Here is a 24,235-nt window from a genome sequence, read left to right on the forward strand (position 1 = left end):
CCTGCTTATACACGACGCTTCTTGGGCGGACGACAACCATTGTGTGGGATCGGGGTAACATCAGTGATGTTATTGATCTTGAAACCACAAGCGTTGAGCGCGCGTACAGCGGATTCACGGCCTGGACCAGGCCCTTTAACATTCACGTCCAAATTCTTCAGACCGAACTCAGCGGCAGCACGTCCAGCACGCTCAGCTGCAACCTGGGCAGCGAACGGGGTGCTTTTACGGGAACCACGGAAGCCAGAGCCTCCGGCAGTAGCCCAGGACAATGCATTACCCTGGCGGTCGGTAATTGTCACGATAGTGTTGTTAAAAGAGGCGTGAATATGGGCAATGCCATCCACAACCGACTTTTTAACTTTCTTACGTGTACGAGTACCTGGCTTTGCCATATCAGAACAAATCCTGTATTAAAAAAGATCGTTGCTCAATTTCTTTAAAGAAATGCAACGCTCTTACTTACGAATCGGTTTACGCGGACCCTTACGAGTACGAGCATTGGTCTTCGAGCGCTGACCACGAACCGGCAGACTGCGACGGTGGCGAAGGCCACGGTAGCAACCCAGGTCCATCAGGCGCTTGATGTTCATGCTGATTTCGCGACGCAGGTCACCTTCAGTGTTAAGGTTTGCAACCTCACCACGCAGGGCTTCCAGCTGGTCTTCGCTCAGATCAGATACTTTGGCAGACGGGTTAACGCCTGTAGCAACACACAACTGTTGAGCAGTGGTCTTACCAATACCAAAGATGTAAGTCAACGAGATAACGGCATGTTTGTTATCTGGAATGTTGACGCCAGCAATACGGGCCATTCAATCGTCTCCGTTATTACATTTAACCGTGCATCAGCTATTAAGTGGTCACTTTGATTCTTTACAAAGCTTCAAAAAGAGCACTAATTGAACCGAAGCACGTCACCATAGCAGAGAACAAAGTAACCTTTGCAATATCCCTGAGATGGCTGCTTTCATACTGACAGAACCATTTTGATCACAACAAAGCACCAAAACACTTCCATCAGGTCGAAAGGCGGAAATTGTAATCCTCCTTTCGATAAAACACAACCGCTCACGAACAAATTCATGAACGGTTGTTTTTAGCTAAGGTCACATTAGACCAGAGTCTGGGTCATTAAAGAATCCGTAGATTCCTAAAAATGATTAGCCCTGACGCTGTTTGTGACGTGGCTCCTGACAGATCACGCGCACATTACCCTTACGCTTAATGATCTTACAGTTGCGGCAGATTTTTTTAACCGACGCACGTACTTTCATAACTAACTCCACAACCGTTGCAGAACCAGGATCAGCGGATCAGACCACCACCATAGCCCTTAAGATTGGATTTCTTCAGCAGCGACTCATACTGATTCGACATGAGATGCGACTGCACCTGCGCCATGGTATCCATTACCACGACTACCACGATCAACAGACTGGTACCACCCAGATAGAATGGCACGTTTGCCGAAACTACCAGGAACTGTGGCAACAGACATACTGCTGTCATATAGAGAGCACCGAACATGGTCAGGCGAGTCAGGACACCATCGATATAGCGTGCAGATTGCTCACCAGGGCGAATCCCGGGGATAAATGCACCTGACTTCTTCAGATTATCTGCCACATCTTTTGGATTAAAGACCAGGGCAGTGTAGAAGAAGCAGAAAAAGATGATGCCTGCCGAGAACAGTACGATGTTCAACGGCTGACCCGGACCCATCGCCAGAGCAATTTCCTGCAACCACCCCATACCTTCACCCTGACCGAACCACTGCGCAATGGACGCAGGGAACAACAACAGGCTTGAAGCAAAAATAGCTGGGATAACACCGGCCATATTCACTTTCAAAGGCAGGTGACTACTTTGAGCCGCAAACACCTTACGCCCTTGCTGACGCTTGGCATAGTTCACAGTAATCCGGCGCTGACCCCGTTCGATAAAGACCACAAATGCGATAATCGCAACCGCCAGAACAGCAACGGCCAGCAACATCAGGATATTAACATCACCCTGACGTGCGGACTCGAAAGACCGCACAATCGCACTTGGAAGACCAGCGACAATACCTGCAAAGATGAGAATCGAAATACCGTTACCGATCCCCCGTTCAGTCACCTGTTCACCCAGCCACATCATAAAGACAGCACCAGTGACAAATGTAACAACGGCAACAACATAAAAGCCGATGTCAGTACTGAACGCGACACCCTGATTGGCCAGACCGACAGTCATACCAGTACCCTGAACCAGGGCAAGGATTACGGTCAGGTAGCGGGTGTACTGGCTGATCTTGCGACGTCCGGACTCACCTTCCTTCTTGAGCTGCTCCAACTGCGGACTCACTACGCTCATCAACTGAACAATAATGGACGCCGAAATATAAGGCATGATACCAAGGGCCAGCACCGACATTCTCTCCAGCGCACCGCCAGAGAACATGTTGAACAGACCCAGAATGGTGCCTTCATTTTGTTGAAACATCCGAGCCAGCGCATCAGGATTGATGCCCGGCACAGGGATGTGCGCACCGATCCTGTATACCAGGATCGCCAGAAACACGAACTTAACACGAGACCAAAGCTCGTTTAAGCCGCTTTGATTCCCAACAGGTAATGTCTTAGCCATTTAGTCCTCGATCTTACCACCGGCAGCTTCAATCGCAGCACGGGCGCCTTTGGTAACAGCCAGACCTTTAATGGTGACTGCTTTAGCCAATTCGCCAGACAGTACCACTTTCGCACGCTGGATGCTACCGCCGACCAGGTCAGCAGCTTTCAGTGCTGTCAGGTCGATAACATCAGCCTCTACCTTGCTCAGTTCGTGCAGACGAATCTCAGCAGTGAAGCGCGCTTTGCGGGAAGTGAAGCCGTACTTTGGCAGACGACGCTGCAGTGGCTGCTGACCGCCTTCGAAACCAGGCTTGACAGAACCACCGGAACGGGACTTCTGGCCTTTATGACCACGACCACAGGTCTTGCCCAGGCCGGAGCCAATGCCACGACCTACGCGCTTACCCTCTTTGCGGCTACCTTCAGCCGGGCTCAGAGTATTCAAACGCATATTATTCTCCTTCTACCCGGACAAGGTAGGAAACCTTGTTGATCATGCCACGAACCGCTGGAGTGTCTTCCACTTCAACAGTGTGTCTGATACGACGCAGGCCCAAACCCCGTACGCAAGCCTTATGGCTTTCGAGGCGACCGCTGGTGCTCTTCAAGAGCGTCACTTTGATCATCTTCTTAGCCATGACTTACCCCAGGATGTCCTCAACCGCTTTGCCACGCTTGGCAGCAATACCTTCAGGAGAACGCATATCGCGCAGACCATTGAAAGTAGCACGAACCACGTTTACCGGATTGGTAGAACCGTAGCACTTGGCCAGTACGTTGTGTACACCAGCAACTTCCAGAACCGCACGCATAGCACCACCGGCGATTACACCAGTACCAGCAGATGCAGGCTGCATGTAAACCTTGGAAGCACCATGACGCGCCTTCACTGGGTACTGCAGGGTGTCGCCATTCAGGTCAACATTAATCATGTTGCGACGGGCAGCTTCCATAGCCTTCTGGATTGCAACTGGCACTTCACGGGCTTTACCGCGACCAAAGCCAACCTTACCCTTACCGTCACCAACAACAGTCAGCGCTGTGAAGCCGAAGATACGACCACCTTTCACCACTTTGGCTACTCGGTTAACCTGTACCAGCTTCTCAATCAAACCTTCGTCGTTGTTACTTTTACGATCATCTCTTGCCATGACGCCTACCCTCAGAATTCCAGTCCGGCATCACGGGCAGCATCGGCAAGCGCCTTTACACGACCGTGATATTTGAAACCAGAGCGGTCAAACGCCACCTTGGTCACACCTGCAGCCTTGGCGCGCTCAGCAATCAGAGCACCCACTTTTTTGGCAGCATCAACATTACCGGTAGCATCGCTACGCAGCTCTTTTTCAACAGTGGAGGCAGTTGCCAACACTTTGTCGCCCTGTGGAGCGATGACCTGCGCATAGATGTGGCGAGGCGTACGATGGATGCTCAGACGAACAGCACCCAGTTCACGCATCTTAACCCTTGCACGAAGGGCACGACGCAGGCGAGAAGATTTCTTATCCATCATGATCTCACCCTACCTTATTTCTTCTTGGCTTCTTTGCGACGAACACGTTCGTCAGCATAGCGAACACCCTTGCCCTTATAAGGCTCAGGACGACGGAATTCACGAATTTCCGCAGCAACCTGCCCTACCAACTGCTTGTCAATCCCTCTTACCAGGATTTCAGTCTGGGTAGGCGTTTCTGCTGTCACACCCGCCGGCAGAGCGTACTCAACCGGATGAGAGAAGCCCAGGTTCAAAGTCAGGGTGGTACCCTTAGCCTGTGCACGATAACCAACACCGACCAGCTGCAGCTTCTTCTCGAAACCTGCAGTAACACCAGTCACCATGTTGTTAACCAGTGCACGGGTAGTACCCGCCAAAGCACGAGAGTGCTTAGCACCATCACGTGGAGCAAACGTCAGAACGTTTTCTTCCTGAGCCACTTCGACATTAGCGTGAACGCTAAGTTCCAGTTGCCCCTTAGATCCTTTGATTACCAGGATCTGGCCATTGCGCTTAATCTCTACACCAGCAGGGATAGCAACAGGGCTTTTGGCTACTCGAGACATATTACCCCTCCCTTAGAACACAGTGCAGAGAACTTCACCACCAACACCGGCTGCACGAGCAGCACGATCGGTCATTACACCTTTGTTGGTAGAAACAATAGCGATACCCAGACCACCGTTAACCTTTGGCAGTGCTTCCTTGCCAGCGTATGCACGCAGACCTGGACGACTAGCACGCTTCAGGTTTTCGATGACAGGTCTGCCTTCGAAGTATTTCAATTCAATGACCAGCTCAGCTTTAGTTTCACCGGCAACTTTATAGTCAGCGATAAAACCCTCATCCTTCAAAACCGCTGCTACTGCAGCCTTGATTTTGGAAGATGGCATGCTGACAGAGGCGTGCTCTGCCATTTGGGCATTACGGATACGAGTTAGCATATCTGCTAACGGGTCCTGCATACTCATTATCTATATCTCCTGAAGATGAAATGCGCTTACCAGCTGGCCTTAACCAGACCTGGAACATCACCACGCATGGCGGCTTCACGCAGCTTGATACGGCTCAGGCCGAACTTGCGCAGAACGCCATGAGGACGACCAGTAATGCGGCAACGGTTACGCAGACGCGCCTTGCTGGCATCACGTGGCTGCTTCTGCAGTGCAACCTGTGCATCCCAACGCTCATCTTCAGTGCTGTTAGGATTCTTGATCACAGCTTTCAGCTGTGCACGCTTTTGCGCATATTTAGCAACGGTTTGCTGACGCTTCAACTCCCGCTGCTTCATGGATATCTTTGCCATAAAACTCGTACCTGCTTCAGTTACGGAATGGGAAGTTGAAAGCCTTCAGCAAAGCGCGGCCTTCATCGTCATTCTTGGCAGTAGTGGTCAGAGTAATGTCCAGACCGCGAAGAGTGTCGATTTTATCATAATCAACTTCTGGGAAGATGATCTGCTCTTTAACACCCATGCTGTAGTTGCCACGACCGTCAAAAGACTTAGGGCTCAGACCGCGGAAGTCACGTACACGTGGCAGAGCAATGTCAACCAGACGCTCAAGAAACTCATACATGCGATCGCTACGCAGAGTCACTTTAACACCGATTGGCCAGCCTTCACGGACCTTAAAGCCTGCAACAGAGTTACGCGCTTTAGTCACTACTGCTTTCTGACCGGCAATTTTTTCCATATCAGCAACAGCATGCTCGATGACCTTCTTGTCACCGATCGCTTCACCCACACCCATGTTCAGAGTGATTTTAGTGATGCGAGGTACTTCGTGAACATTCTTCACACCCAGCTCTTCTTTGAGCTTAGGCAGAATTTCTTCACGATATTTGGTTTTAAAATTCGCCATTTTTCACCCCTTACGCGTCAACAGGCTTGCCGTTAGACTTGAATACGCGCTGTTTTTTACCTTCTTCAGAGATGGTAAAGCCAACACGATCAGCCTTGTTGGTTTCAGGGTTCAGAACCGCAACGTTAGAAGCTTGGATAGCAGCTTCTTTCTCAACGATTCCACCAGGGGTGCCCAGCATCGGGTTAGGCTTCTGATGCTTCTTCATCATATTGATGCCAGAAACAATCAGCTTGCCGTCAGCACGAACGGTTTGCACTTTACCGCGCTTACCCTTGTCCTTGCCGGCAATTACGATGACTTCGTCATCACGACGGATCTTTTTCATGATCTGCTCCCGTTACAGTACTTCTGGGGCCAGTGAGATAATCTTCATGAACTGCTCACCGCGCAGTTCACGAGTCACTGGTCCAAAGATACGGGTACCGATAGGCTGCAGGTTAGCGTTCAGAAGAACGGCCGCATTGCTATCGAATTTGATCAGGGAACCGTCTGGACGACGAACACCTTTACGGGTACGAACAACAACAGCGTTCATCACCTGGCCTTTTTTGACCTTACCGCGAGGAATTGCTTCCTTTACGGATACTTTGATGATGTCACCGATGTGTGCGTAACGGCGATGGGATCCACCCAGCACCTTGATACACTGAACTCGACGGGCGCCGCTGTTATCAGCGACTTCGAGTTGACTTTCTGTCTGGATCATTGCTTATTCTCCAAGCCCAAACTGCAGACGGGTACTTGCCGGCTTTCATAGAAACAGCCGATCCTGCAGACCGATTAACAGCCTGCCGGACCGGCCATCATTAACTCAAGCCCAAAGCACCAATGCCTTAGATCTGAGTGGCACGCTCATCAATAGATACAAGCGCAAACGTCTTGCTCTTTGACAGAGGACGCGTCTCTTTGATGGTTACAACGTCGCCCATACGGCATTCGTTGTTTTCATCATGAGCGTGCAACTTGGTGGACCGCTTAACGATTTTACCGTAGAGCGGATGCTTTACCCGGCGTTCAATGAGAACAGTGACGGTTTTATCCATCTTGTCACTCACGACCTTACCGGTCAGGGTACGGACCTTCTTGTCTTCAGCCATCTTATGCTCCTGCCTTTTGGTTCAGGATGGTTTTCACACGAGCGATGTCGCGCTTAACCTGCTTCAGCAGATGGCTCTGACCGAGCTGGCCAGTAGCTTTCTGCATACGGAAGTTAAACTGATCCCGCAGCAGAGAGAGAAGCTCAGTATTGAGCTCCTCTACAGACTTTTCACGCAGTTCAGCAGCTTTCATCACATTACGCTCCGCTTAACGAAGGCAGTTTCCAGCGGCAGCTTGGCTGCAGCAAGAGCAAAAGCTTCACGAGCCAGCTCTTCGGACACACCTTCCATCTCATAGAGAACGCGACCTGGTTGAATCTGGCACACCCAGTATTCCACGTTACCCTTACCTTTACCCTGACGAACCTCAAGAGGCTTACCGGTAATCGGCTTGTCAGGGAAGACGCGGATCCAGATTTTACCGCCACGTTTAATGTGACGGGTCATGGCACGACGAGCCGCCTCAATCTGGCGAGCTGTTATACGTCCACGACCGATTGCTTTCAATGCGTATTCGCCGAAGCTAACCTTGGAGCCGCGGAGTGCCAGACCACGATTGCGGCCTTTTTGCTGCTTACGAAATTTCGTACGCTTAGGCTGTAACATTTCCGCGCTCCTTAGCTCTTAGCCTGACGTTTCTTAGGACGACGAGCTGGCTGCTCTTTAGGGGCCTCAACGGTTGGCGCCATGCCACCGATAACTTCACCCTTAAAGATCCAGACCTTCACACCCAGAATACCGTAAGTGGTCAGCGCTTCGTAATGTGCATAGTCGATGTCTGCACGCAGAGTGTGCAGTGGAACACGACCTTCACGATACCATTCAGTACGCGCGATTTCAGCACCACCAAGACGACCGCTCAACTGAATTTTGATGCCCTTGGCACCCAGACGCATTGCATTCTGCACAGAGCGCTTCATAGCACGACGGAACATCACACGACGCTCCAGCTGGCTAGCGATGCTCTGGGCTACCAGCATGGCATCCAGTTCAGGCTTACGAATCTCTTCAATGTTGATATGCACAGGTACGCCCATCATTTTGGACACAGCCTGACGCAGCTTTTCAACGTCTTCACCCTTCTTACCGATCACAATGCCCGGACGAGCAGTGTGGATGGTAACGCGAGCGCTTTGCGCTGGACGCTGGATATCAACACGACTAACTGAAGCATTTTTCAGCTTCTTCTCAATGAAACTGCGCACTGCCAAGTCGGCATTCAGCTTGTCAGCGTAATCGCTGCCATCTGCAAACCAGACTGAACGGTGGGGCTTTACGATGCCCAGGCGAATTCCATTAGGATGTACTTTCTGACCCATCTGATCGCTCCTTAGACTTCTGCAACCTTAACCGTAATATGGCAAGACCGCTTCAGAATGCGATCAGCGCGTCCCTTGGCACGAGGACGAATACGCTTCATGGTCATGCCTTCGTCAACGAAGACAGTGGACACTTTCAGCTCATCGATATCCATGCCGTCATTATGCTCAGCGTTTGCAACAGCAGACTCAAGCACTTTCTTAATCAGAACTGCAGCTTTTTTAGGGCTGTAGCTCAGAAGATCCAGCGCATCGCCAACTGCCTTACCGCGGATCTGGTCAGCGACCAGACGCACTTTCTGGGCAGAAATGCGAGCGCCTTTATGCATAGCAGCAACTTCTTTCATTTCATAACCCTCTTAGCGCTTCTTGGCCTTTTTGTCCGCCGCGTGACCGCGATAGGTGCGGGTGGCAGCAAACTCGCCGAGCTTATGGCCAACCATGTCTTCAGTAACAAAGACTGGCACGTGCTGACGACCGTTATGAACAGCCAGAGTCAGACCAACCATGGTTGGGATAATCATAGAGCGGCGCGACCAAGTTTTGATCGGACGCTTGTTGCCGCTATCAGCCGCTTCTTCGACTTTCTTCAACAGGTGAAGATCGATAAACGGGCCTTTTTTCAAAGAACGTGGCACTGTCGAATCCTCTTAGGCTTACTTCGCGCTGCGACGACGTACGATCATTTTATCAGTACGCTTGTTGGAACGAGTCTTACGACCCTTAGTCGGAACACCCCATGGCGTCACAGGATGACGTCCACCGGAAGTACGACCTTCACCACCACCGTGTGGGTGATCTACCGGGTTCATGGCAACACCACGAACGGTCGGACGAACACCACGCCAGCGCTTGGCACCAGCCTTACCCAGAGAGCGCAGATTGTGCTCACTGTTGCAGACTTCACCCAGAGTGGCACGACAGTCAGCCAGAACTTTACGCATCTCACCGGAACGCAGACGCAGGGTGACATATGCACCATCACGAGCGACCAGCTGAGCAGATGTACCCGCACTACGGATCATCTGAGCGCCTTTGCCAGGTTTCATTTCTACACAGTGAACGATGGAACCCTGGGGGATATTGCGCAGTGGCAATGTATTACCCGCCTTGATAGGGGCATCAACACCGGAGAAAAGCTCATCACCGGCTTTCACACCTTTAGGTGCAATAATGTAGCGACGCTCACCATCCATGTATTTCAACAGGGCGATGTGCGCAGTACGGTTTGGATCGTATTCCAGACGCTCAACGATAGCTGGAATGCCATCCTTGTTGCGACGGAAATCTACCAGACGGTAGTGCTGCTTGTGACCACCACCACGATGACGGGTAGTGATACGACCAGCATTGTTGCGACCACCAGTTTTGCCTTTCTTTTCCAGCAGAGGCGCGTAAGGACGGCCTTTGTGGAGGTCAGGGTTAACTACCTTGACAACGAAGCGGCGACCTGGAGAAGTCGGCTTGCATTTGATAACTGCCATTCTCTAGCTCCTTATTCCGCGTCCGCGAAGTCAATTTCCTGACCTTGCTCCAGGCTGACGTAGGCCTTTTTCCAGTCTGAGCGTTGGCCCATACCAAAACGAGTGCGCTTAGTCTTACCCTTAACAACGGCAGTCCTGACAGCTTTAACGCTGACTTCAAACAGCTGCTCAACAGCTTTTTTGATCTCGAGCTTGGTTGCGTCCTTAGCTACCTTGAAGACGTACTGATTGTGCTCTTCAGCAACGACAGTGGCCTTCTCGGAAATGTGCGGACCAAGCAGAACTTTATAAATACGTTCCTGGTTCATCCCAGCATCTCCTCGAACTTCTTGATGGCAGCTACAGTCATCACAACTTTGTCGTGAGCAACCAGGCTAACCGGATCAATACCCTGCACATCACGAACATCCACATAAGGAATGTTACGAGCAGCCAGATAGATGTTCTGATCCACTTCTTCAGACACGATCAACGCGCCGTTAGCGTTCAGTTCATTCAGCTTGGCAACAACCAGCTTTGTCTTTGGAGATTCAACAGAGAACTGCTCAACCACCACCAGACGCTCCTGACGAACCAGCTCAGACAAGATGGAGCGCAGTGCTGCGCGGTACATCTTCTTGTTCAGCTTTTGAGCATGATTCTGTGGTTTGGCAGCAAAAGTCTTGCCGCCCCCGCGCCACAGTGGGCTACGGATGGTACCGGCGCGTGCACGACCGGAACCTTTTTGACGCCAGGGCTTACGACCACCGCCACTTACGTCGCTGCGGTTTTTCTGAGCTCTGGTACCCTGACGCGCACCGGCCATAAATGCAACTACTGCCTGGTGAACCAGGGTTTCGTTGAATTCAGTACCGAACGTCACGTCTGAGACCTGAACAGCCTCTGCACCGTTTACCTTCAGTTCCATCGTCTAATCCCCTCAGGCACGAGCTTTAACTGCTGGACGAACAACTACGTCAGCACCGGTAGCACCAGGTACTGCGCCCTTAATCAGCAGCAGGTTACGTTCGCCATCAACACGAACGATTTCCAGAGACTGTACGGTCACTTTCTCAGCGCCCATATGTCCAGCCATTTTCTTGCCTTTGAAGACCCGACCAGGCGTCTGACACTGACCAATAGAGCCAGGTGCACGGTGAGACAGAGAGTTACCGTGAGTCGCGTCCTGCATACGGAAGTTGTAGCGCTTGATTACGCCCTGAAACCCCTTACCCTTGGACTGACCAGTAACATCTACCATCTGACCCTGTTCAAACAGGTCTACTCCGATCACGTCGCCCGCTTTGTATTCAGCGTCAGCGTCGATACGGAATTCCCAGAGACCAGAACCAGCTTCAACGCCTGCTTTGGCGAAGTGGCCAGCTGCCGGCTTACTAAGACGACTGCTTTTCTTGCTACCAGAAGTCACCTGAATCGCTGCATACCCATCGGTTTCCAGGCTCTTAACCTGAGTAACGCGGTTTGGGTCTACTTCAATTACGGTAACTGGAATGGAAGCACCGTCTTCGGTGAAAACACGGGTCATACCGCGTTTCTTTCCGACTAAACCAATTTTAGTTTTAGTCATTTCATCCTCTCTCGTGTACGGGGCTAATACCCACTATGGCCGCTCATCTTCAGAGCTGTTACACAAAAGTGTGCACACTTTGATATGGCGCCCGTGGCCGCAATCAACCGAGACTAATCTGCACTTCAACGCCGGCTGCCAGATCCAGCTTCATCAGTGCGTCTACAGTTTTTTCGGTGGGCTCGATAATGTCGAGAAGACGCTTATGAGTACGGATTTCATACTGATCACGCGCATCTTTGTTTACGTGAGGAGAAATCAGAACTGTAAAACGTTCTTTTCGGGTTGGCAGAGGGATTGGACCACGCACCTGGGCACCAGTTCTCTTCGCAGTATCAACGATTTCCTGCGTAGACTGATCAATCAGGCGATGGTCAAAAGCTTTCAGGCGAATGCGAATCTGCTGCGCCTGTCCGGATTGCTTTGATTGTTGGCTCATCTTGTTCTAACCATGGCATCTATAAAGAACAAAGTCCGGCGATCAATGTCACCGAGACAAAAGGACGCGAAATTCTACTAACCACAAAACCCGCTGTCAACACAAGCGTTCAAACAAGTTTTTGCTATTTGGAAATGTAGAATGTCATTTTATCTGGCGGGCATCATACCTTTCACCAGTCGGTAAAATGTATAAGGAGTATCTGAAGTTAAATGAGCAGGATGCTTACCCAGAATCATGCAACCCTCGCCAACTCAAAGCATTTATACAAGGAACAAGGCAGGTTGATAGATATTAACGCGAGCTCAATGTTCATATAGCCATTGGCAAATCTTCTGTGGTGCAGTAACGACTGCTGTAGGGAATATAGCCAGCCTATTAATTTGCACCAAAGTACTCCAAACAGTAATCGCAAAAGATGCCGCTGTACACTCGACTAACCACTTTTATTAGCTTCTTTATCCGGCTCATCGAGATGCTCAAACCATATCCCAATAAAGAGCAGCATCATACTACCTGTTCCCCCCCCCTTATGGGCAACATAACTTTTATATATAGTAGCGCGGAAGTGTCATTATAATGCCCGATATTAACTTCGGCTTTCTCATCAAAACGGTATTTACGGCCTCATTTCATGCCAAATCCAATACTCAAACTCTGGTTAGCGTTCTGCACACTGCTACCGCTTGGGATTTTTCTGCTGATAGGCGCCAGCTATAAACCACCGGAGACTCTGCTGTATTGGCCCTGGATTCCATCACTGGATATTCCGTTTTCGCTCCGCCTCGATGGCCTCAGCGTCTTGTTTGCCAGCCTGATCAGCGGCGTTGGGTTTCTGGTTCAACTGTATGCCATTGCCTACATGAAACCCTATAAAGGCCGCGCAGCGTTCCACCTGTATTTGACCCTGTTTATGCTGGCCATGCTGGGATTAGTACTGGCCGACAATCTGCTGCTGCTGTTCGTATTTTGGGAATTAACCACACTTACGTCTTATTTGTTGATTGGCTTTAACCACGAGAAAGAAGGATCACGCAAGAACGCCCTGCAGGCCATGCTGGTCACCGGCACTGGCGGTCTGGCGATGCTGGCTGGCTTGATTATGCTGGGTGAAATGGCAGGCACCTACAGTATCAGCGCCATCATCACCCAAGGGGCTTCACTGGCTCAGCAGCCATGGTTTACCCCATCACTGCTACTTATTCTGCTTGGCGCATTCACGAAATCGGCACAGTTTCCCTTTCATTTCTGGCTACCGGGCGCCATGGCTGCCCCCACCCCCGTCAGCGCCTATCTGCACTCGTCCACCATGGTAAAAGCGGGCGTATACCTGCTGGCGAGACTGCTGCCCGTGTATGGCGATAGCACGTTATGGTTCACACTGCTGTGCAGTGCCGGTGCCTTCACTGCCCTGTGGTGCGCCATACAGGCCTACCGCCAGACCGACTTAAAGCTGATGCTCGCCTTCAGCACCAATGTCATTCTTGGCCAACTGGTCATGCTGATCGGCATCGGCAGCAGTTATGCCGTCACTGCTGCACTACTATTGATTGCCGCCCATTCCTTTTATAAGGCAGGGCTATTTATGGTGGTCGGCAATATCGATAAGGCCACCGGCACCCGTGAATACCATGAGCTGGCCGGCCTGCGTGCAGTGCTGGCCATCAGCTTCACCGCCGCTTTGGTAACCGCCGCTTCCAAGGCTGGCCTGCCGCCATCGTTTGGCTTCCTGTCCAAGGAATACCTTTATAAAGCAGGCCTCGAATTTGGCTGGGTGCTTTCCGGTACCATGCTGCTGGCTAATGCCATTATGGTCGCTCTGGCATTGCTGATCCTAATCAAACCTTTTTTAAAACCTCATCACCCAAAAGCTGCGCCGATGAAAGCCGTTGAGCATAATCAGCTGCTGTGGTTGCCACCCATCGTTCTGGCGCTGCTGTCAGTTATTGTGCCGGTGGCACTGCTGAACTGGTATCAGGGTGTGATAATTGATCCTGCTGCCTCGGTAATGCTGGCAACCCCTCAGGTGAAAACGGTCAAACTCTGGGAAGGCTTAAATCTGCCACTGCTGTTAAGCGCACTCACGCTGTTACTTGGTATTCTGCTCTATGTCGCTTATCCACGTTTGAAGCCACGACTTGACCAGCTCTTGTCTGGGTTGCCCTCCGGACCAGCGGTTTACCAGCACCTGCTGAATGCAGTGGTTAAACTGGCGAACTGGCAAACCCGTGTGTTGCAGCATGGCCACCTCACCCAATACAGCCTGCAGTTCTTCCTGGTGCTGCTGGCTTTTCTTGGAACGGTTCTTGGTGAAGCGTTCTGGCAAATACACCCACTGCCCTCTATTGAATGGGATCTGTATTACTACGACGTCGTACTTGCGGTGTTTCTGGTCATCGCCGCTTTTGTGGTGGTTAAAGCCCGTACCCTGCTATTGGCGGTTGCCGCACTTGGCACGATCGGTTTTCTAACCACCATGGTGTTTCTGGTATACAGCGCACCGGATGTTGCCAAAACACAGCTGCTGGTCGAAACCCTGCTGGTCGTCTTTATCGCCATCGTATTGCGCCACTTATCCGCTGTCAGCTCTGTCCCCCGGCATTCAACCTCTCGTCGTATTATTCACGCCTGTGTTGCTGCGGGTATCGGTATCAGCATCACTCTGGCGCTGTGGATTATCACTGCCGTCCCCATGAATCAGGAAATCTCCGAGTTCTATGCCCAAACCAGCGTCAGTGGTGGTAAGGGACGCAATATCGTCAATGTTATCCTGGTGGACTTCCGCGCTTTCGACACCCTTGGTGAGGCCGTTGTGGTGGTGATTGCCGGACTGGCCGCCGTCGCCGTATTGGCCGGTAAACGGATCAACAAGCTGGTCTCTGAAACCGACAAGGAGCACCGTTAATGTCATCGATTATTTTTCGTACCAGTGCCCATTTCGTCACGGTGCTGATGCTGGTGTTTTCCGTCTATCTGCTGTTGCGCGGCCACAACAATCCGGGCGGTGGGTTTATCGCAGGCCTTATTGCAGTGATCGCCTTTGCCCTGTTAATGCTGGCCGAAAATATTGACTACGTGCGCGACCGCCTGGTCTACCCACCAGCGGTCTTTGCTGGTTCAGGTGTGTTAATCGCGCTTCTGGCCGGACTGCTGCCACTGTTCTTCGGGCAGCCTTTTCTCTCCGGCCTGTGGTGGGGCAAAATCGGCAGCCCACTGCTGTTTGACATCGGCATCTATCTCGCCGTCATCGGCTCCGTGCTGATGGTTCTTCTGAATGTGGAAGAGGAGTTAAGTTAATGGAATTTCTCTGGTGTCTGGTCGTTGGCCTGATGACTGCCTGTGGTGTTTTCCTGATGCTGGAGCGCCATATCGTGCGCTTTCTGTTCGGTATGATTCTGGTCAGCAATGCCATCAACCTGGCCATTTTTGTCGCCGGTCGATTAACCCGTGGCAATCCACCGCTGATTGCCAGTGACGCTTTACTCCCTGCTGCCGGTTACGCGAACCCACTGCCTCAGGCACTCATTCTTACGGCTATCGTGATCGGTTTCGGCCTGCTGTTATTCACCTTATTACTGGCCTATCGCGCCATCAAAGAGCTTGGCACTGCTGACATGGATAAAATGCAACACGCGGAGGCCGAGCAATGACGCATTGGCTGCTGGTTATGCCTATTTTTATTCCGTTGCTTACCGCAACGGCCTGCGCCTTCAGCTTTCGCGCCCGCTCACTGTCGTCTGTGATCAGCTGGTGCGGTGCGATCGCTAATCTGTGTGTCGCCATATTGCTGATGCAACAGGTTATCTCAAACGGACTGCAGGTGACCGCTTTTGGGGACTGGAAAGCCCCCTTCGGTATTGTCTTTGTTGCCGACCTGCTGTCCGCCAGCATGGTGCTGATTACCGCCATTATCGGTATCGCCATTGTGCTCTACAGCACCGCCGATTTGCGCAGCAAACCGTTCTATGCCATTTACCACAGCCTGATTCATGCCCTGCTGGCCGGTGTTATGGGCAGCTTTTTAACCGGCGACATCTTCAACCTCTATGTGTTTTTTGAAGTCATGCTGATTACTTCATTTGGTTTGATGGTGCTGGGTGCGAATAAAGAGCAAGTGGATGCGGCGGTGAAATACGTCGTACTCAATCTGATATCCACCATGGTTTTCCTGCTGGCCATCGGTCTGCTTTATGGCGCTACCGGCACATTGAACATGGCCGACCTGCACGCCAAAGTTGCACAGCTACCGGACACCACCATGATGCTCATTTCCGGGCTGTTTCTCTTTGGTTTTGCCATCAAAGCATCGGCGTTCCCGGTCTTCTCCTGGCTGCCAGCATCCTATCACCATCTGCCCAGTGCCATCGTTGCCCTGTACGCTGCTCTGCTGACCAAGGTTGGCGTTTACGCCTTGATGCGTGTCTTCACTATCGTGTTCGACCTGGTGGACAGTGGTTACCAGCCGTTGTTGATTGTGATTGCCGGCCTGACCATGCTCACAGGTGTTCTTGGTGCTGCCAGCCAGTTCAATATTAAACGCATACTGTCGTTTCATATTATCAGTCAGATTGGGTATATGCTGATGGGACTGGCCATCTATACACCACTGGCCATTACGGGGGCGATTTTCTACATCATCCATCACATTATTGTTAAGGCTAACCTGTTCCTGATTGGCGGCTTTCTGAAACGCAAACAGGGCAGCGACAACTTGCGTGAGCTGGGTGGTGCCTATAGCGCCATGCCCTGGCTGGCGCTGCTGTTTTTGATTCCGGCTTTTTCTCTGGCCGGCTTTCCACCACTGTCCGGTTTCTGGGGCAAGTTTCTGGTGATCAAGGCAAGCCTGCTCACTGAAGACTATTTACTGGCAGCAACCGCATTATTTGTTGGTCTGATGACCATTTACTCAATGACCAAAATCTGGGCGGAAGCGTTCTGGAAACCACTGCCAGAGAATGCAGCAGCACCAGCCTCTCTGACGTGGAAGGAAAACTGCCTGTACATCACACCTATTGCGGTACTGGCGGTGATTACCGTTCTGATCGGTTTGATGGTCGAACCCATTTATCAGCTGGCAGAAACCTCGGCAACCAACCTGCTCAACCCACAGCCTTACATTAATGCTGTGCTTGGCGGCGACGGCTCTCCCTACGCAGCGTCACTCTCCATACCTGCCGCACCTGCAGGAGGAATGCAACAATGAACTTGTTTTTATTAAACATTCTCCTGGCGTTTGGTTGGATGCTGCTGAACGGCAACTACGGCAGCACTGACTTTACCATTGGTTTTGTGGTTGGCTTTTTTGCTCTGCTACTGACGGAGCCGTTCCGGAATAAACCCAATTATGGCCGCAAGTTCTGGGCAGCCCTGAAACTGCTGGCAGTTTTCCTCTACAAACTACTGACCAGTAGCCTGCAGGTAGTGTGGGATGTCATCACCCCGACTCACCTGAGTCATCCGGCCATCATCAACGTGCCACTGGAGGTAGAGTCTGACTTTGAGATTATGTTATTGGCCAATATCGTATCGCTGACGCCGGGATCGCTGAGCCTGGACGTCAGTGAAGATCGTAAGTATCTGGTCATACATGCCATGTTCAGCCAGGACGAGCAGTCGGTGATCGACGACATTAAAGAAACATTGGAACGCCGTATTCTGGAGGTGACCCGTGACTGACATTATGGCTTTTGCGACTAACTTCGCCTTTGCCGGTTTGTTAGCCGGTCTTGCCCTGGCATTCATCCGACTGTGCAAAGGCCCCTCACTGGCCGATCGTGTTATCGCCCTGGACCTGATCGCCTTTATCACTATTGGTTTTATTGGCGTCTTTACCATTTACAGCAACGCCACCGCATTTATGGATATAGCCATTACTCTGGCACTGGTTGCGTTTCTCAGTACGATTGCCTTTGCCCGCTTTATTATGCGCGTGCCACTGAGTCAGTCGGATGCAGACTCGGGCTCAAACTCAGGTTCAAAGCCAGGAGAAGAATTATGATGGAGTGGGTGGTCGCCAGCTGTTTAATCATCGGGGTACTGTTCAGCTTTTTCTCTGCGTTGGGTATTTTACGAATGCCCGATGCCTATATACGCATGCATTCGTCTACTAAGGCGGGCACCATCGGGGTTGGATTGATTATGGTGGCTGTTGCGCTGCACTTTCACGATACGTCCGTCATTTCACGGGCAATCGGCATTATTGCATTTATCCTGATGACAGCCCCTGTCGCAGCACAACTGTTGGGTAAATCGCTGTTGATGAATAATTACAAGATGTGGCGTGGGCATCAGCAGGACTAACCTTTCCAATACCGAAGCAGGCCTGTAGCATCAGGCCTTTTACTCAAAAATGAGACATGCAGCCCTTCCCACATCCGAGCTGCACAGCAATCAAATCTACTTTCCAATTTGCCCCCTCACTGTTTAAGTTCAACTCTTTCATAAGAATAATAAAACCGGCGCTCACTTATCTCCGAAATTACATCCCGACCAACCTCACTACCATCTACAGGCTCATTCCAGGACTCAACCGCTGCTGGCATGACACGCACTAATGCTGACTCATTGTCTACGCAAGGCGCATAATACCTGCATTCAAAAGGGGATCTCCGAATTGCTGCCAGATCAGGAGGAAGTTTAAATTCATACTTTCGAACAGAACCGAGGATAGGCTCATCGTCTAAAGCCCTATGAATGAAAACTTCATCCAGCTCTTCAAGAAAAGTCCCTTCTTTTTGAACTACCTTGTTTTCACACACTTCAGGACGTATCTTTCCATTAAGCCCATCTATCATTTCTCTGATCAACGGAACAGCCACTAAGGTTACTAACTTAGCATCTTCCACATCCCTACCTTTTCTATTGGTGTAATCATCCGGTACTGGCGAAAAATAGTTAATGCTTTGTATAGCCTGATTGCTATGTAATGTGCAGAGACCCAGCCTTTTCTCAGGATTATACAATCCATAATCCCGGTGAATCAGAATGGGAAAATCAAAAGACTCCAATGTTTCCAGCTCTTCTTTAACCGCTGAAAACCCAACACCCCTATCACGGCAATAATCCTCCAATTTCTGTTTTGCTGACTTGTCATGACCTTTCAGAACTTCCTCAGATATATCCAGAAATAATGTATCCGGATTTAATACCACCTCCATCACCAATGCTCTCGAAGGGTTTATTTCAACATTCTGAGCATAGTGCCTTGCTGCCACCATATCCTGCGTTAAACACAATCCATGTTTGACCCCTCTGGCTCCCGAAAAGATGAACTTATTTCCAGGATAAGGCTCCCCCCCCTTCAACATATTTAGCGCTGGTTCAAATGAAATATCACCAATAGTCCCTCGGTAGAAGCGCCGTCCCCAACTTTCTTTATTCTTCTCCATATACTCTTTACAGACTTCAACGACCTGACACTTCCTATATGTATCCGTTGTACCTCGCCGATCAGGTTGCGCACTTGTATAAGCAGATAAATTTGGCTCTGCCGCTAATGAAGCTGAAGGTGGCTGCATTGTTCTTCCCAATAGTAGGGTTTTCATACCTTAGAAAAGAGCATCACGTATGGACATCTATTTTCACAGAACTCTTTATTTCGAGTTCTGACCTAAATAAATGCAAACAGTTCCAAAGCAATGGAAAGAAACATGGAAGGTTATCTAGAGAAAAGCTTTACGGGGACAAGCTGAAAAAAACCACCTGATTCAGCGAAGAAAGATCAAGTGGTTAAATAAATTAACCACTTGATCTTCATTTATTGCTAAACCTCTACCCGTTCAGCTCCACGAATAATATTTACATTTTTGAGAAACTGCTCTATCTCCTCTCGCTCAACCAATTCAGACACATCACTGATCAGTCGACGACGCCAGTTCGGGTATTCCTCACAAGTTCCCGGAACATTCACCGGCGTATCCAGCATCATGCAATCTTCCAGCTGAATAACGGTGATCAGTGCATTGGAGCGAACCAGATAATAATGCAGACGTTCCATCAACTCGCGGGAAAAGGCCATGGTCTCCATCCGCTCAGGATCCATACCCGGTGGTAGTTCACCAATATCAGCCAGCGTGTTCAGCAATGCCACCTTGGCGACATGACGCTCGTTCTTTTCCCGCTCACAGCGCTCTTCATCATAAGTGCCCAGCTCACGCCAGAGGTCAAGGTCCAGACAGTTCCACCAGGCATTCAGCGTAGGAATGTCATGATTGGACATGCAGGCCAGCGTTCTGCCCGGATAATCCACTGGCGCGGTAAACCGATCCTCTTCCAGCTTCTCAAATATCCCTACGGTGTTGGAGTAGAATTTTGCTGGCGGCAGGCTTTCGGAAATTTCTTCAGGTACCGTGCCGAGGTCTTCACCAAACACCAGACTCTGATGGCGCTGACTCTCCAGTTTGATAATGCCCAGCAGGTCCTGAAGCGGATAGCGAACGTAACACCCGAAGTCTGCGGTCTTGCCGTTTGGACACCACCACAGTCGCAGTAATCCCATCACATGGTCAATGCGCAGTGCACCGCAGTGATCCATATTGGCACGAACCATCTCAATAAATGGCTGGTAAGCGGATGCTTTCAGCGCTTGGGGATTAAATGGTGGTAAACCCCAGTTCTGTCCCTGTGGGGCAACACCATCAGGCGGCGCACCGACACTAGCATCCAGACAATAGAGTTCACGATCGGACCATACATCCGCCCCACCACTGTCAACGCCAACCGCCAGGTCACGATAGAGTCCAACCATCATGCCGGACTGCTCCGCTGCCTGCTGGGCATCTTCCAGCTGACCATCGGCCACCCACTGAAGCCAGGTGTAAAAACGAACCCGCTCTTTATGCTCTTTGGCAAAAGCTTTGGTTTCTGAACTTTCCGGATTCTGCAGAGCCTCTGGCCAATGGCGCCAACCCCAGGCATCGGCATCCTGCTTAAGATGATGCTCAAAGAGCGCATCATAAAGCGCCTGACGATCCAGACTCTCACCCCGCGTTTTGCAGAATGCCTTGAACTGTTTACCCCGTTGGGTCTTTGCTTTCAACTCTCGACTGACAAAGGTGTCATAGAGCTTTTCCAGCACAGCCATCTTCAGCTCAGCCACCGCAGGATAGTTCACATGGGTTGCCGATCTCGCTTCGGACAGTTTGATTTGAAAAGTCTGATCATCCATCAACCGGCGGGCATCATCACTGAACTCAAACTCCGCAACCGCTTCTACATCGATATAAAGAGGGTTCAGAAAGCTCCGGCTGGAAGGACTGTAAGGGCTGCAATGCTGAGGTCCCGCAGGGTACAGTGCATGAATGGGGTTCAGTCCAACAATATGAGCGCCTTTTGCAGCCAGTGCCGTTACCGTTTCCTTAAGATCGGTAAAATCCCCCATCCCCCAGTTTCTTGCGGAACGCAGCGTGTAGAGCTGAATAGCCGATCCCCAGATTTTCTGGCCTTTGGCCAGTGCTTCCGGTTCATAGCAGGTTTCTGGAGCAATGATCAACGCGCAGGTTTCACCCCCTTCGGGCTTTTTATCGCCCTTCTTCTTTTTTACCGCCTGCAGTTGCAGCTGATGATAACCCTCTGGCAGATCATCAGGCAGGAGCGCATTGATCCTGACGATGGTTGTCCGCCCATGTTTATTGCGGGCCACCTCTTTGTACTGCCCTTCTTTTCCAGAGAGCTCCAGCAGTCGCTGTTTGCCATTTTCCAGAGTCAGGTTCAGCTTGATCGTATCTTTCAGTTTACTGGCCGGTAAGTGCAGCTCCAGTTCAAAAGGACTGCCTTTATGCAGCACAGAAACACCGGGTAAAACGGATTGCCAGCGTTGCTTTTCTACGTCTTCAATCTGCTGGTCAATCAATTGGTCGGAATCCAGCTGAAGGCCCATGGCCTCAAGCATTGGAATCATTTTCTCAACGGGTACCTTAACCGGATTACCAGCCCAGTCGTTATACTCCCCACTCAGGCCATAACATGCGGCCAGGCGCTCAATCCGTTGCATATCCACTGTTAAACACTCTCCCTCTCACTTTATAAGCTCGTCGTATCCAGGTTCTTCAGAATGGTAAAGCCGACTGATTAAAAATCGGTGACACGGGTGCGGCGAAAAGCCAGGCCATCGGCATCAAAGAGATGACAGTTCTCAGCCGGTAACTTCAGTGTCAGTACATCGCCTTCATGACGGGCCTTGGAGTCTTCAACCCGGACGGTCAGGCTTTCATGGATATCTGGATGGGCGAAATAAATAAACGACTCCGTACCCAGGCGCTCAAGCGCTGAAACCGTTCCCTCAATGGCATTCCCCTGAGACTCAACCAGATGGATATCCTGGGGACGTATCCCCAAAACCACTTTATCGCCTGCTTTGCCGCTGACTGCATTAACGGCAACCGAGATTTCGCTGCCGGAGTTCAGTCGCACCCGGCTGTACTCCTCACCACCTTCCAGTAAGGTGCCATCAAAGAAGTTCATCTTGGGAGAACCGATAAACCCGGCAACAAAAATATTTCTCGGATGGTGATACAGCTCAAGTGGAGCACCCACCTGCTCAAGGTTACTTTCTGCACCATCAGCCAGGGGACTCAGCACCACCACCTTATCCGCCAGAGTCATCGCCTCTACCTGGTCATGGGTTACATAAATGGAGGTGGTTTTCAGACGGCGATGCAAACGGGCCAACTCCTGACGCATCTGCACCCGCAGAGAAACATCCAGGTTAGACAACGGCTCATCAAACAGAAACACCCTTGGTTCCTGAACAATGGAACGGCCAATGGCTACACGCTGACGCTGGCCTCCGGACATCGCTTTTGGCTTGCGATCCAACAGGGGCTCAAGCTGAAGAATCCTGGCCGCCTCATCGACTCGCTGGTCAACGGTCTTTTTATCCGCTTTTGCCAGCTTAAGGCCAAAGGCCATGTTTTCCCGTACCGTCATATGGGGATAAAGCGCATAGGACTGAAACACCATGCCGACCTTACGCTCATTGGGCGGCATATCATTGACACGCTCATCCCCAATGGAAAGGTCACCTTTAGTAATTTCTTCCAGACCACAGATCATGCGCAATAGCGTGGACTTACCACAACCGGATGGCCCAACAAAGGCCACAAACTCGCCATCCGCAATGGAGAGGTTTACGTTTTTCAGAACCCAGGATTTTCCCTGGTCATAACTTTTGCTGACATCGACCAGAAATACTTCAGCCATTCTTGTCACTCCCACCCAGCCAAACGACATTGGCTCACTGTATTGGTAATTGGTTACGGTGACCTGGGAGCCTGTCGGACTTAATCGACCGTAGCGAGAAAAAGTTCGGTTTGAGCCAGTTTTTATGCTGATTTGAGGCGAATAGTGGTTCTATTCAACGAAAAGCAGCATAAAAAATGGCCAAATCCGGCTTTTTCGCAGTAGGTCTGTGTTAAGTTCGACAGGCTCCTATGGTCTGGACCACCGTTTGAATTCTTATCCCTTAACGCCACCTGCTGTCAGACCACCGACAATCCAGCGCTGGGATAACAGGAACACCAGGGTAATTGGCAGACCGGACAGCACGGAAGCTGCGGCAAAGTCGCCCCAGAGGTAATTCTGTGGATTCAGGTACTGACGCGAGCCAACCGCCAAGGTCAACTTATCCACATCCTGAAGGAGCACCGATGCCACCGGGTATTCACCCACAGAGGCGATGAAAGCCAGAATAAAGACCACCGCCAGAATCGGAACAGACAACGGCAGCAGTACATAACGAAATGCCTGCCAGGGCGTGGCACCATCGATAGCGGCAGCCTCTTCCAGGGAACCATCGATGCTCTCGAAATACCCTTTAATCAGCCAGATATGCAGAGTGACACCACCCAGTGAGGCAATCACCACCGCACCATGGGTATCCAGACCCAGCCAGGGCACATAGTTCCCAAGGGTGTTAAAGATGCTGTAGATCGCAACCAGAGCCAGCACCGCCGGGAACATCTGAAAGATCATCATGGCGGTCAGCATGTGCTCACGAAAACGGAAGCGGAAACGGGCAAATGCATAAGCGCCAGTTGTGGATAACATCAGAATCAGCGTAGAAGAGATAACCGCAATCTTGATGGAGTTCCACAGCCAGGTAAGCACCGGAAATGGCGGTAATGAAATACTGCCGTCCACATTGGTCCAGGGAATACCAAACGCCAGGGACCAGTGCTCCAGTGTTGGGTTTTCCGGGATTAAACTGCCCGTTGCAAAGTTACCCGTTCGGAAAGACACGGAAATGATCATCAGAAAGGGCAGCATGATCATCAGAATAAACAGGATCAGAAATATCCGGGTTGCCCAGACACGGTATTTCAGGTTTCTTGGTTGTACCATTGCCATAACCGCCCC

36 protein-coding genes are annotated in these 24,235 nt (G+C 50.9%); 7 read left to right on the forward strand and 29 right to left on the reverse strand.

Annotation, left to right across the window (positions count from 1 at the left end):
• Positions 1-5: 5 nt before the first annotated feature.
• The 25 genes from rpsK to rpsJ all read right to left on the reverse strand — a co-directional run bounded on the left by rpsK (position 6) and on the right by rpsJ (position 11,881).
• Entirely contained in the window at positions 6-395 is a 390-nt protein-coding gene (gene rpsK / locus GV64_RS21860; RefSeq protein WP_020582394.1) for a 30S ribosomal protein S11, read from the reverse strand.
• Between the two features lie 63 nt (positions 396-458).
• On the reverse strand, positions 459-815 hold the full coding sequence (gene rpsM, locus GV64_RS21865) for a 30S ribosomal protein S13 (protein ID WP_020582395.1): 357 nt from the start codon (positions 813-815) through the stop codon (positions 459-461).
• A gap of 348 nt (positions 816-1,163) precedes the next feature.
• Positions 1,164-1,277, reverse strand: coding sequence for a 50S ribosomal protein L36 (rpmJ, locus tag GV64_RS24520; protein WP_081622108.1), 114 nt, complete (start codon positions 1,275-1,277; stop codon positions 1,164-1,166).
• A gap of 31 nt (positions 1,278-1,308) precedes the next feature.
• Entirely contained in the window at positions 1,309-2,631 is a 1,323-nt protein-coding gene (secY, locus tag GV64_RS21870) for a preprotein translocase subunit SecY (RefSeq protein WP_020582396.1), read from the reverse strand.
• The gene (rplO, locus tag GV64_RS21875) at positions 2,632-3,066 is read right to left on the reverse strand and encodes a 50S ribosomal protein L15 (RefSeq protein ID WP_020582397.1); all 435 of its coding nucleotides are present in this window, start codon (positions 3,064-3,066) and stop codon (positions 2,632-2,634) included. It abuts the gene before it with no gap.
• A gap of 1 nt (position 3,067) precedes the next feature.
• Entirely contained in the window at positions 3,068-3,253 is a 186-nt protein-coding gene (gene rpmD, locus GV64_RS21880) for a 50S ribosomal protein L30 (RefSeq protein ID WP_020582398.1), read from the reverse strand.
• Positions 3,254-3,256: 3 nt separating this feature from the next.
• On the reverse strand, positions 3,257-3,766 hold the full coding sequence (gene rpsE / locus GV64_RS21885; RefSeq protein ID WP_020582399.1) for a 30S ribosomal protein S5: 510 nt from the start codon (positions 3,764-3,766) through the stop codon (positions 3,257-3,259).
• An 11-nt stretch (positions 3,767-3,777) separates the two neighbouring features.
• Positions 3,778-4,128 carry a 50S ribosomal protein L18 gene (rplR, locus tag GV64_RS21890; protein ID WP_020582400.1) on the reverse strand — a complete coding sequence of 117 codons (351 nt, stop codon included), beginning with the start codon at positions 4,126-4,128 and terminating at the stop codon, positions 3,778-3,780.
• Positions 4,129-4,142: 14 nt separating this feature from the next.
• Positions 4,143-4,676: a 50S ribosomal protein L6 gene (gene rplF / locus GV64_RS21895; RefSeq protein ID WP_020582401.1), complete on the reverse strand. Its 534-nt coding sequence runs from the start codon at positions 4,674-4,676 to the stop codon at positions 4,143-4,145.
• Positions 4,677-4,688: 12 nt separating this feature from the next.
• Positions 4,689-5,081, reverse strand: a complete 393-nt coding sequence (rpsH, locus tag GV64_RS21900) for a 30S ribosomal protein S8 (protein WP_020582402.1) — start codon at positions 5,079-5,081, stop codon at positions 4,689-4,691.
• 29 nt (positions 5,082-5,110) lie between these two features.
• Positions 5,111-5,416 carry a 30S ribosomal protein S14 gene (gene rpsN / locus GV64_RS21905; protein WP_020582403.1) on the reverse strand — a complete coding sequence of 102 codons (306 nt, stop codon included), beginning with the start codon at positions 5,414-5,416 and terminating at the stop codon, positions 5,111-5,113.
• Positions 5,417-5,432: 16 nt separating this feature from the next.
• A complete protein-coding gene (gene rplE, locus GV64_RS21910; protein ID WP_020582404.1) occupies positions 5,433-5,972 on the reverse strand; it encodes a 50S ribosomal protein L5 in 540 nt (179 codons plus the stop codon).
• Between the two features lie 10 nt (positions 5,973-5,982).
• Positions 5,983-6,300: a 50S ribosomal protein L24 gene (rplX, locus tag GV64_RS21915; RefSeq protein ID WP_020582405.1), complete on the reverse strand. Its 318-nt coding sequence runs from the start codon at positions 6,298-6,300 to the stop codon at positions 5,983-5,985.
• A 12-nt stretch (positions 6,301-6,312) separates the two neighbouring features.
• A complete protein-coding gene (gene rplN / locus GV64_RS21920; protein WP_020582406.1) occupies positions 6,313-6,681 on the reverse strand; it encodes a 50S ribosomal protein L14 in 369 nt (122 codons plus the stop codon).
• A 127-nt stretch (positions 6,682-6,808) separates the two neighbouring features.
• On the reverse strand, positions 6,809-7,072 hold the full coding sequence (gene rpsQ / locus GV64_RS21925; protein ID WP_020582407.1) for a 30S ribosomal protein S17: 264 nt from the start codon (positions 7,070-7,072) through the stop codon (positions 6,809-6,811).
• Between the two features lies 1 nt (position 7,073).
• Complete coding sequence (rpmC, locus tag GV64_RS21930; protein ID WP_020582408.1) at positions 7,074-7,265, reverse strand: 50S ribosomal protein L29; 192 nt, start codon at positions 7,263-7,265, stop codon at positions 7,074-7,076.
• On the reverse strand, positions 7,265-7,678 hold the full coding sequence (rplP, locus tag GV64_RS21935; RefSeq protein ID WP_020582409.1) for a 50S ribosomal protein L16: 414 nt from the start codon (positions 7,676-7,678) through the stop codon (positions 7,265-7,267). The genes rpmC and rplP overlap by 1 nt, the downstream gene beginning before the upstream one ends.
• 11 nt (positions 7,679-7,689) lie before the next feature.
• Positions 7,690-8,391 carry a 30S ribosomal protein S3 gene (gene rpsC / locus GV64_RS21940; protein WP_020582410.1) on the reverse strand — a complete coding sequence of 234 codons (702 nt, stop codon included), beginning with the start codon at positions 8,389-8,391 and terminating at the stop codon, positions 7,690-7,692.
• Between the two features lie 11 nt (positions 8,392-8,402).
• Positions 8,403-8,738 carry a 50S ribosomal protein L22 gene (gene rplV / locus GV64_RS21945; protein ID WP_020582411.1) on the reverse strand — a complete coding sequence of 112 codons (336 nt, stop codon included), beginning with the start codon at positions 8,736-8,738 and terminating at the stop codon, positions 8,403-8,405.
• A 12-nt stretch (positions 8,739-8,750) separates the two neighbouring features.
• Positions 8,751-9,029 carry a 30S ribosomal protein S19 gene (gene rpsS / locus GV64_RS21950; RefSeq protein ID WP_020582412.1) on the reverse strand — a complete coding sequence of 93 codons (279 nt, stop codon included), beginning with the start codon at positions 9,027-9,029 and terminating at the stop codon, positions 8,751-8,753.
• Positions 9,030-9,047: 18 nt separating this feature from the next.
• Positions 9,048-9,875, reverse strand: a complete 828-nt coding sequence (rplB, locus tag GV64_RS21955; protein ID WP_020582413.1) for a 50S ribosomal protein L2 — start codon at positions 9,873-9,875, stop codon at positions 9,048-9,050.
• Between the two features lie 11 nt (positions 9,876-9,886).
• The gene (gene rplW / locus GV64_RS21960; protein WP_020582414.1) at positions 9,887-10,183 is read right to left on the reverse strand and encodes a 50S ribosomal protein L23; all 297 of its coding nucleotides are present in this window, start codon (positions 10,181-10,183) and stop codon (positions 9,887-9,889) included.
• Positions 10,180-10,782 (reverse strand): 50S ribosomal protein L4, encoded by a 603-nt coding sequence (gene rplD, locus GV64_RS21965; RefSeq protein WP_034844459.1) that lies wholly within the window; start codon positions 10,780-10,782, stop codon positions 10,180-10,182. The genes rplW and rplD overlap by 4 nt, the downstream gene beginning before the upstream one ends.
• 12 nt (positions 10,783-10,794) lie before the next feature.
• The gene (rplC, locus tag GV64_RS21970) at positions 10,795-11,442 is read right to left on the reverse strand and encodes a 50S ribosomal protein L3 (RefSeq protein WP_033402997.1); all 648 of its coding nucleotides are present in this window, start codon (positions 11,440-11,442) and stop codon (positions 10,795-10,797) included.
• Positions 11,443-11,545: 103 nt separating this feature from the next.
• The gene (gene rpsJ, locus GV64_RS21975; protein ID WP_020582417.1) at positions 11,546-11,881 is read right to left on the reverse strand and encodes a 30S ribosomal protein S10; all 336 of its coding nucleotides are present in this window, start codon (positions 11,879-11,881) and stop codon (positions 11,546-11,548) included.
• 634 nt (positions 11,882-12,515) lie between these two features.
• Here rpsJ and mbhE point away from each other — a divergent pair.
• From mbhE to mnhG, 7 genes are read left to right on the forward strand one after another with little or no spacing between them, the layout of a single operon-like run.
• The gene (mbhE, locus tag GV64_RS24050; RefSeq protein ID WP_201772508.1) at positions 12,516-14,786 is read left to right on the forward strand and encodes a hydrogen gas-evolving membrane-bound hydrogenase subunit E; all 2,271 of its coding nucleotides are present in this window, start codon (positions 12,516-12,518) and stop codon (positions 14,784-14,786) included.
• The gene (locus GV64_RS25665) at positions 14,786-15,178 is read left to right on the forward strand and encodes an MnhB domain-containing protein (protein ID WP_201772509.1); all 393 of its coding nucleotides are present in this window, start codon (positions 14,786-14,788) and stop codon (positions 15,176-15,178) included. Before mbhE ends, GV64_RS25665 begins: the two co-directional genes overlap by 1 nt.
• A complete protein-coding gene (locus GV64_RS21985; protein WP_020582418.1) occupies positions 15,178-15,531 on the forward strand; it encodes a Na+/H+ antiporter subunit C in 354 nt (117 codons plus the stop codon). The genes GV64_RS25665 and GV64_RS21985 overlap by 1 nt, the downstream gene beginning before the upstream one ends.
• A complete protein-coding gene (locus GV64_RS21990) occupies positions 15,528-17,084 on the forward strand; it encodes a proton-conducting transporter transmembrane domain-containing protein (RefSeq protein ID WP_020582419.1) in 1,557 nt (518 codons plus the stop codon). Before GV64_RS21985 ends, GV64_RS21990 begins: the two co-directional genes overlap by 4 nt.
• Positions 17,081-17,557, forward strand: a complete 477-nt coding sequence (locus GV64_RS21995; protein ID WP_020582420.1) for a Na+/H+ antiporter subunit E — start codon at positions 17,081-17,083, stop codon at positions 17,555-17,557. Before GV64_RS21990 ends, GV64_RS21995 begins: the two co-directional genes overlap by 4 nt.
• Positions 17,550-17,879: a cation:proton antiporter gene (locus GV64_RS22000; protein WP_020582421.1), complete on the forward strand. Its 330-nt coding sequence runs from the start codon at positions 17,550-17,552 to the stop codon at positions 17,877-17,879. Before GV64_RS21995 ends, GV64_RS22000 begins: the two co-directional genes overlap by 8 nt.
• Positions 17,876-18,181, forward strand: a complete 306-nt coding sequence (mnhG, locus tag GV64_RS22005; RefSeq protein WP_020582422.1) for a monovalent cation/H(+) antiporter subunit G — start codon at positions 17,876-17,878, stop codon at positions 18,179-18,181. The genes GV64_RS22000 and mnhG overlap by 4 nt, the downstream gene beginning before the upstream one ends.
• Before the next feature lie 116 nt (positions 18,182-18,297).
• Here the strand turns inward: mnhG and GV64_RS22010 are convergent, their stop codons facing one another.
• The 4 genes from GV64_RS22010 to malG all read right to left on the reverse strand — a co-directional run bounded on the left by GV64_RS22010 (position 18,298) and on the right by malG (position 24,226).
• Complete coding sequence (locus GV64_RS22010) at positions 18,298-19,398, reverse strand: hypothetical protein (protein WP_152554157.1); 1,101 nt, start codon at positions 19,396-19,398, stop codon at positions 18,298-18,300.
• Positions 19,399-19,643: 245 nt separating this feature from the next.
• A complete protein-coding gene (gene malQ, locus GV64_RS22020) occupies positions 19,644-21,872 on the reverse strand; it encodes a 4-alpha-glucanotransferase (RefSeq protein ID WP_020582425.1) in 2,229 nt (742 codons plus the stop codon).
• 77 nt (positions 21,873-21,949) lie between these two features.
• On the reverse strand, positions 21,950-23,080 hold the full coding sequence (locus GV64_RS22025) for an ABC transporter ATP-binding protein (protein ID WP_020582426.1): 1,131 nt from the start codon (positions 23,078-23,080) through the stop codon (positions 21,950-21,952).
• Between the two features lie 255 nt (positions 23,081-23,335).
• A complete protein-coding gene (malG, locus tag GV64_RS22030) occupies positions 23,336-24,226 on the reverse strand; it encodes a maltose ABC transporter permease MalG (RefSeq protein ID WP_020581752.1) in 891 nt (296 codons plus the stop codon).
• Between the last annotated feature and the right edge of the window lie 9 nt (positions 24,227-24,235).

The organism is Endozoicomonas elysicola (genome assembly GCF_000710775.1).
Classification (GTDB): domain Bacteria; phylum Pseudomonadota; class Gammaproteobacteria; order Pseudomonadales; family Endozoicomonadaceae; genus Endozoicomonas; species Endozoicomonas elysicola.

Bases quoted from the DNA above. Each gene is read 5' to 3' on its own strand.
- rplR (WP_020582400.1), bottom strand. From the start codon at position 4,128: ATGATGGATAAGAAATCTTCTCGCCTGCGTCGTGCCCTTCGTGCAAGG.
- GV64_RS25665 (WP_201772509.1), top strand. From the start codon at position 14,786: ATGTCATCGATTATTTTTCGTACCAGTGCCCATTTCGTCACGGTGCTG.
- rpsH (WP_020582402.1), bottom strand. From the start codon at position 5,081: ATGAGTATGCAGGACCCGTTAGCAGATATGCTAACTCGTATCCGTAAT.
- malG (WP_020581752.1), bottom strand. From the start codon at position 24,226: ATGGCAATGGTACAACCAAGAAACCTGAAATACCGTGTCTGGGCAACC.
- GV64_RS22010 (WP_152554157.1), bottom strand. From the start codon at position 19,398: ATGCAGCCACCTTCAGCTTCATTAGCGGCAGAGCCAAATTTATCTGCT.
- rpmC (WP_020582408.1), bottom strand. From the start codon at position 7,265: ATGAAAGCTGCTGAACTGCGTGAAAAGTCTGTAGAGGAGCTCAATACT.
- rplP (WP_020582409.1), bottom strand. From the start codon at position 7,678: ATGTTACAGCCTAAGCGTACGAAATTTCGTAAGCAGCAAAAAGGCCGC.
- rplF (WP_020582401.1), bottom strand. From the start codon at position 4,676: ATGTCTCGAGTAGCCAAAAGCCCTGTTGCTATCCCTGCTGGTGTAGAG.
- mbhE (WP_201772508.1), top strand. From the start codon at position 12,516: ATGCCAAATCCAATACTCAAACTCTGGTTAGCGTTCTGCACACTGCTA.
- rplV (WP_020582411.1), bottom strand. From the start codon at position 8,738: ATGAAAGAAGTTGCTGCTATGCATAAAGGCGCTCGCATTTCTGCCCAG.
- rpsN (WP_020582403.1), bottom strand. From the start codon at position 5,416: ATGGCAAAGATATCCATGAAGCAGCGGGAGTTGAAGCGTCAGCAAACC.
- rplD (WP_034844459.1), bottom strand. From the start codon at position 10,782: ATGGAACTGAAGGTAAACGGTGCAGAGGCTGTTCAGGTCTCAGACGTG.
- rpsM (WP_020582395.1), bottom strand. From the start codon at position 815: ATGGCCCGTATTGCTGGCGTCAACATTCCAGATAACAAACATGCCGTT.
- rplC (WP_033402997.1), bottom strand. From the start codon at position 11,442: ATGACTAAAACTAAAATTGGTTTAGTCGGAAAGAAACGCGGTATGACC.
- rplO (WP_020582397.1), bottom strand. From the start codon at position 3,066: ATGCGTTTGAATACTCTGAGCCCGGCTGAAGGTAGCCGCAAAGAGGGT.
- GV64_RS22025 (WP_020582426.1), bottom strand. From the start codon at position 23,080: ATGGCTGAAGTATTTCTGGTCGATGTCAGCAAAAGTTATGACCAGGGA.
- rplW (WP_020582414.1), bottom strand. From the start codon at position 10,183: ATGAACCAGGAACGTATTTATAAAGTTCTGCTTGGTCCGCACATTTCC.
- rpsK (WP_020582394.1), bottom strand. From the start codon at position 395: ATGGCAAAGCCAGGTACTCGTACACGTAAGAAAGTTAAAAAGTCGGTT.
- malQ (WP_020582425.1), bottom strand. From the start codon at position 21,872: ATGCAACGGATTGAGCGCCTGGCCGCATGTTATGGCCTGAGTGGGGAG.
- rpsC (WP_020582410.1), bottom strand. From the start codon at position 8,391: ATGGGTCAGAAAGTACATCCTAATGGAATTCGCCTGGGCATCGTAAAG.
- GV64_RS21995 (WP_020582420.1), top strand. From the start codon at position 17,081: ATGAACTTGTTTTTATTAAACATTCTCCTGGCGTTTGGTTGGATGCTG.
- rpsQ (WP_020582407.1), bottom strand. From the start codon at position 7,072: ATGGCTGAAGACAAGAAGGTCCGTACCCTGACCGGTAAGGTCGTGAGT.
- rplN (WP_020582406.1), bottom strand. From the start codon at position 6,681: ATGATCCAGACAGAAAGTCAACTCGAAGTCGCTGATAACAGCGGCGCC.
- rpmD (WP_020582398.1), bottom strand. From the start codon at position 3,253: ATGGCTAAGAAGATGATCAAAGTGACGCTCTTGAAGAGCACCAGCGGT.
- secY (WP_020582396.1), bottom strand. From the start codon at position 2,631: ATGGCTAAGACATTACCTGTTGGGAATCAAAGCGGCTTAAACGAGCTT.
- rpsE (WP_020582399.1), bottom strand. From the start codon at position 3,766: ATGGCAAGAGATGATCGTAAAAGTAACAACGACGAAGGTTTGATTGAG.
- rpmJ (WP_081622108.1), bottom strand. From the start codon at position 1,277: ATGAAAGTACGTGCGTCGGTTAAAAAAATCTGCCGCAACTGTAAGATC.
- rplX (WP_020582405.1), bottom strand. From the start codon at position 6,300: ATGAAAAAGATCCGTCGTGATGACGAAGTCATCGTAATTGCCGGCAAG.
- rplE (WP_020582404.1), bottom strand. From the start codon at position 5,972: ATGGCGAATTTTAAAACCAAATATCGTGAAGAAATTCTGCCTAAGCTC.
- GV64_RS21990 (WP_020582419.1), top strand. From the start codon at position 15,528: ATGACGCATTGGCTGCTGGTTATGCCTATTTTTATTCCGTTGCTTACC.
- rplB (WP_020582413.1), bottom strand. From the start codon at position 9,875: ATGGCAGTTATCAAATGCAAGCCGACTTCTCCAGGTCGCCGCTTCGTT.
- rpsJ (WP_020582417.1), bottom strand. From the start codon at position 11,881: ATGAGCCAACAATCAAAGCAATCCGGACAGGCGCAGCAGATTCGCATT.
- GV64_RS21985 (WP_020582418.1), top strand. From the start codon at position 15,178: ATGGAATTTCTCTGGTGTCTGGTCGTTGGCCTGATGACTGCCTGTGGT.
- mnhG (WP_020582422.1), top strand. From the start codon at position 17,876: ATGATGGAGTGGGTGGTCGCCAGCTGTTTAATCATCGGGGTACTGTTC.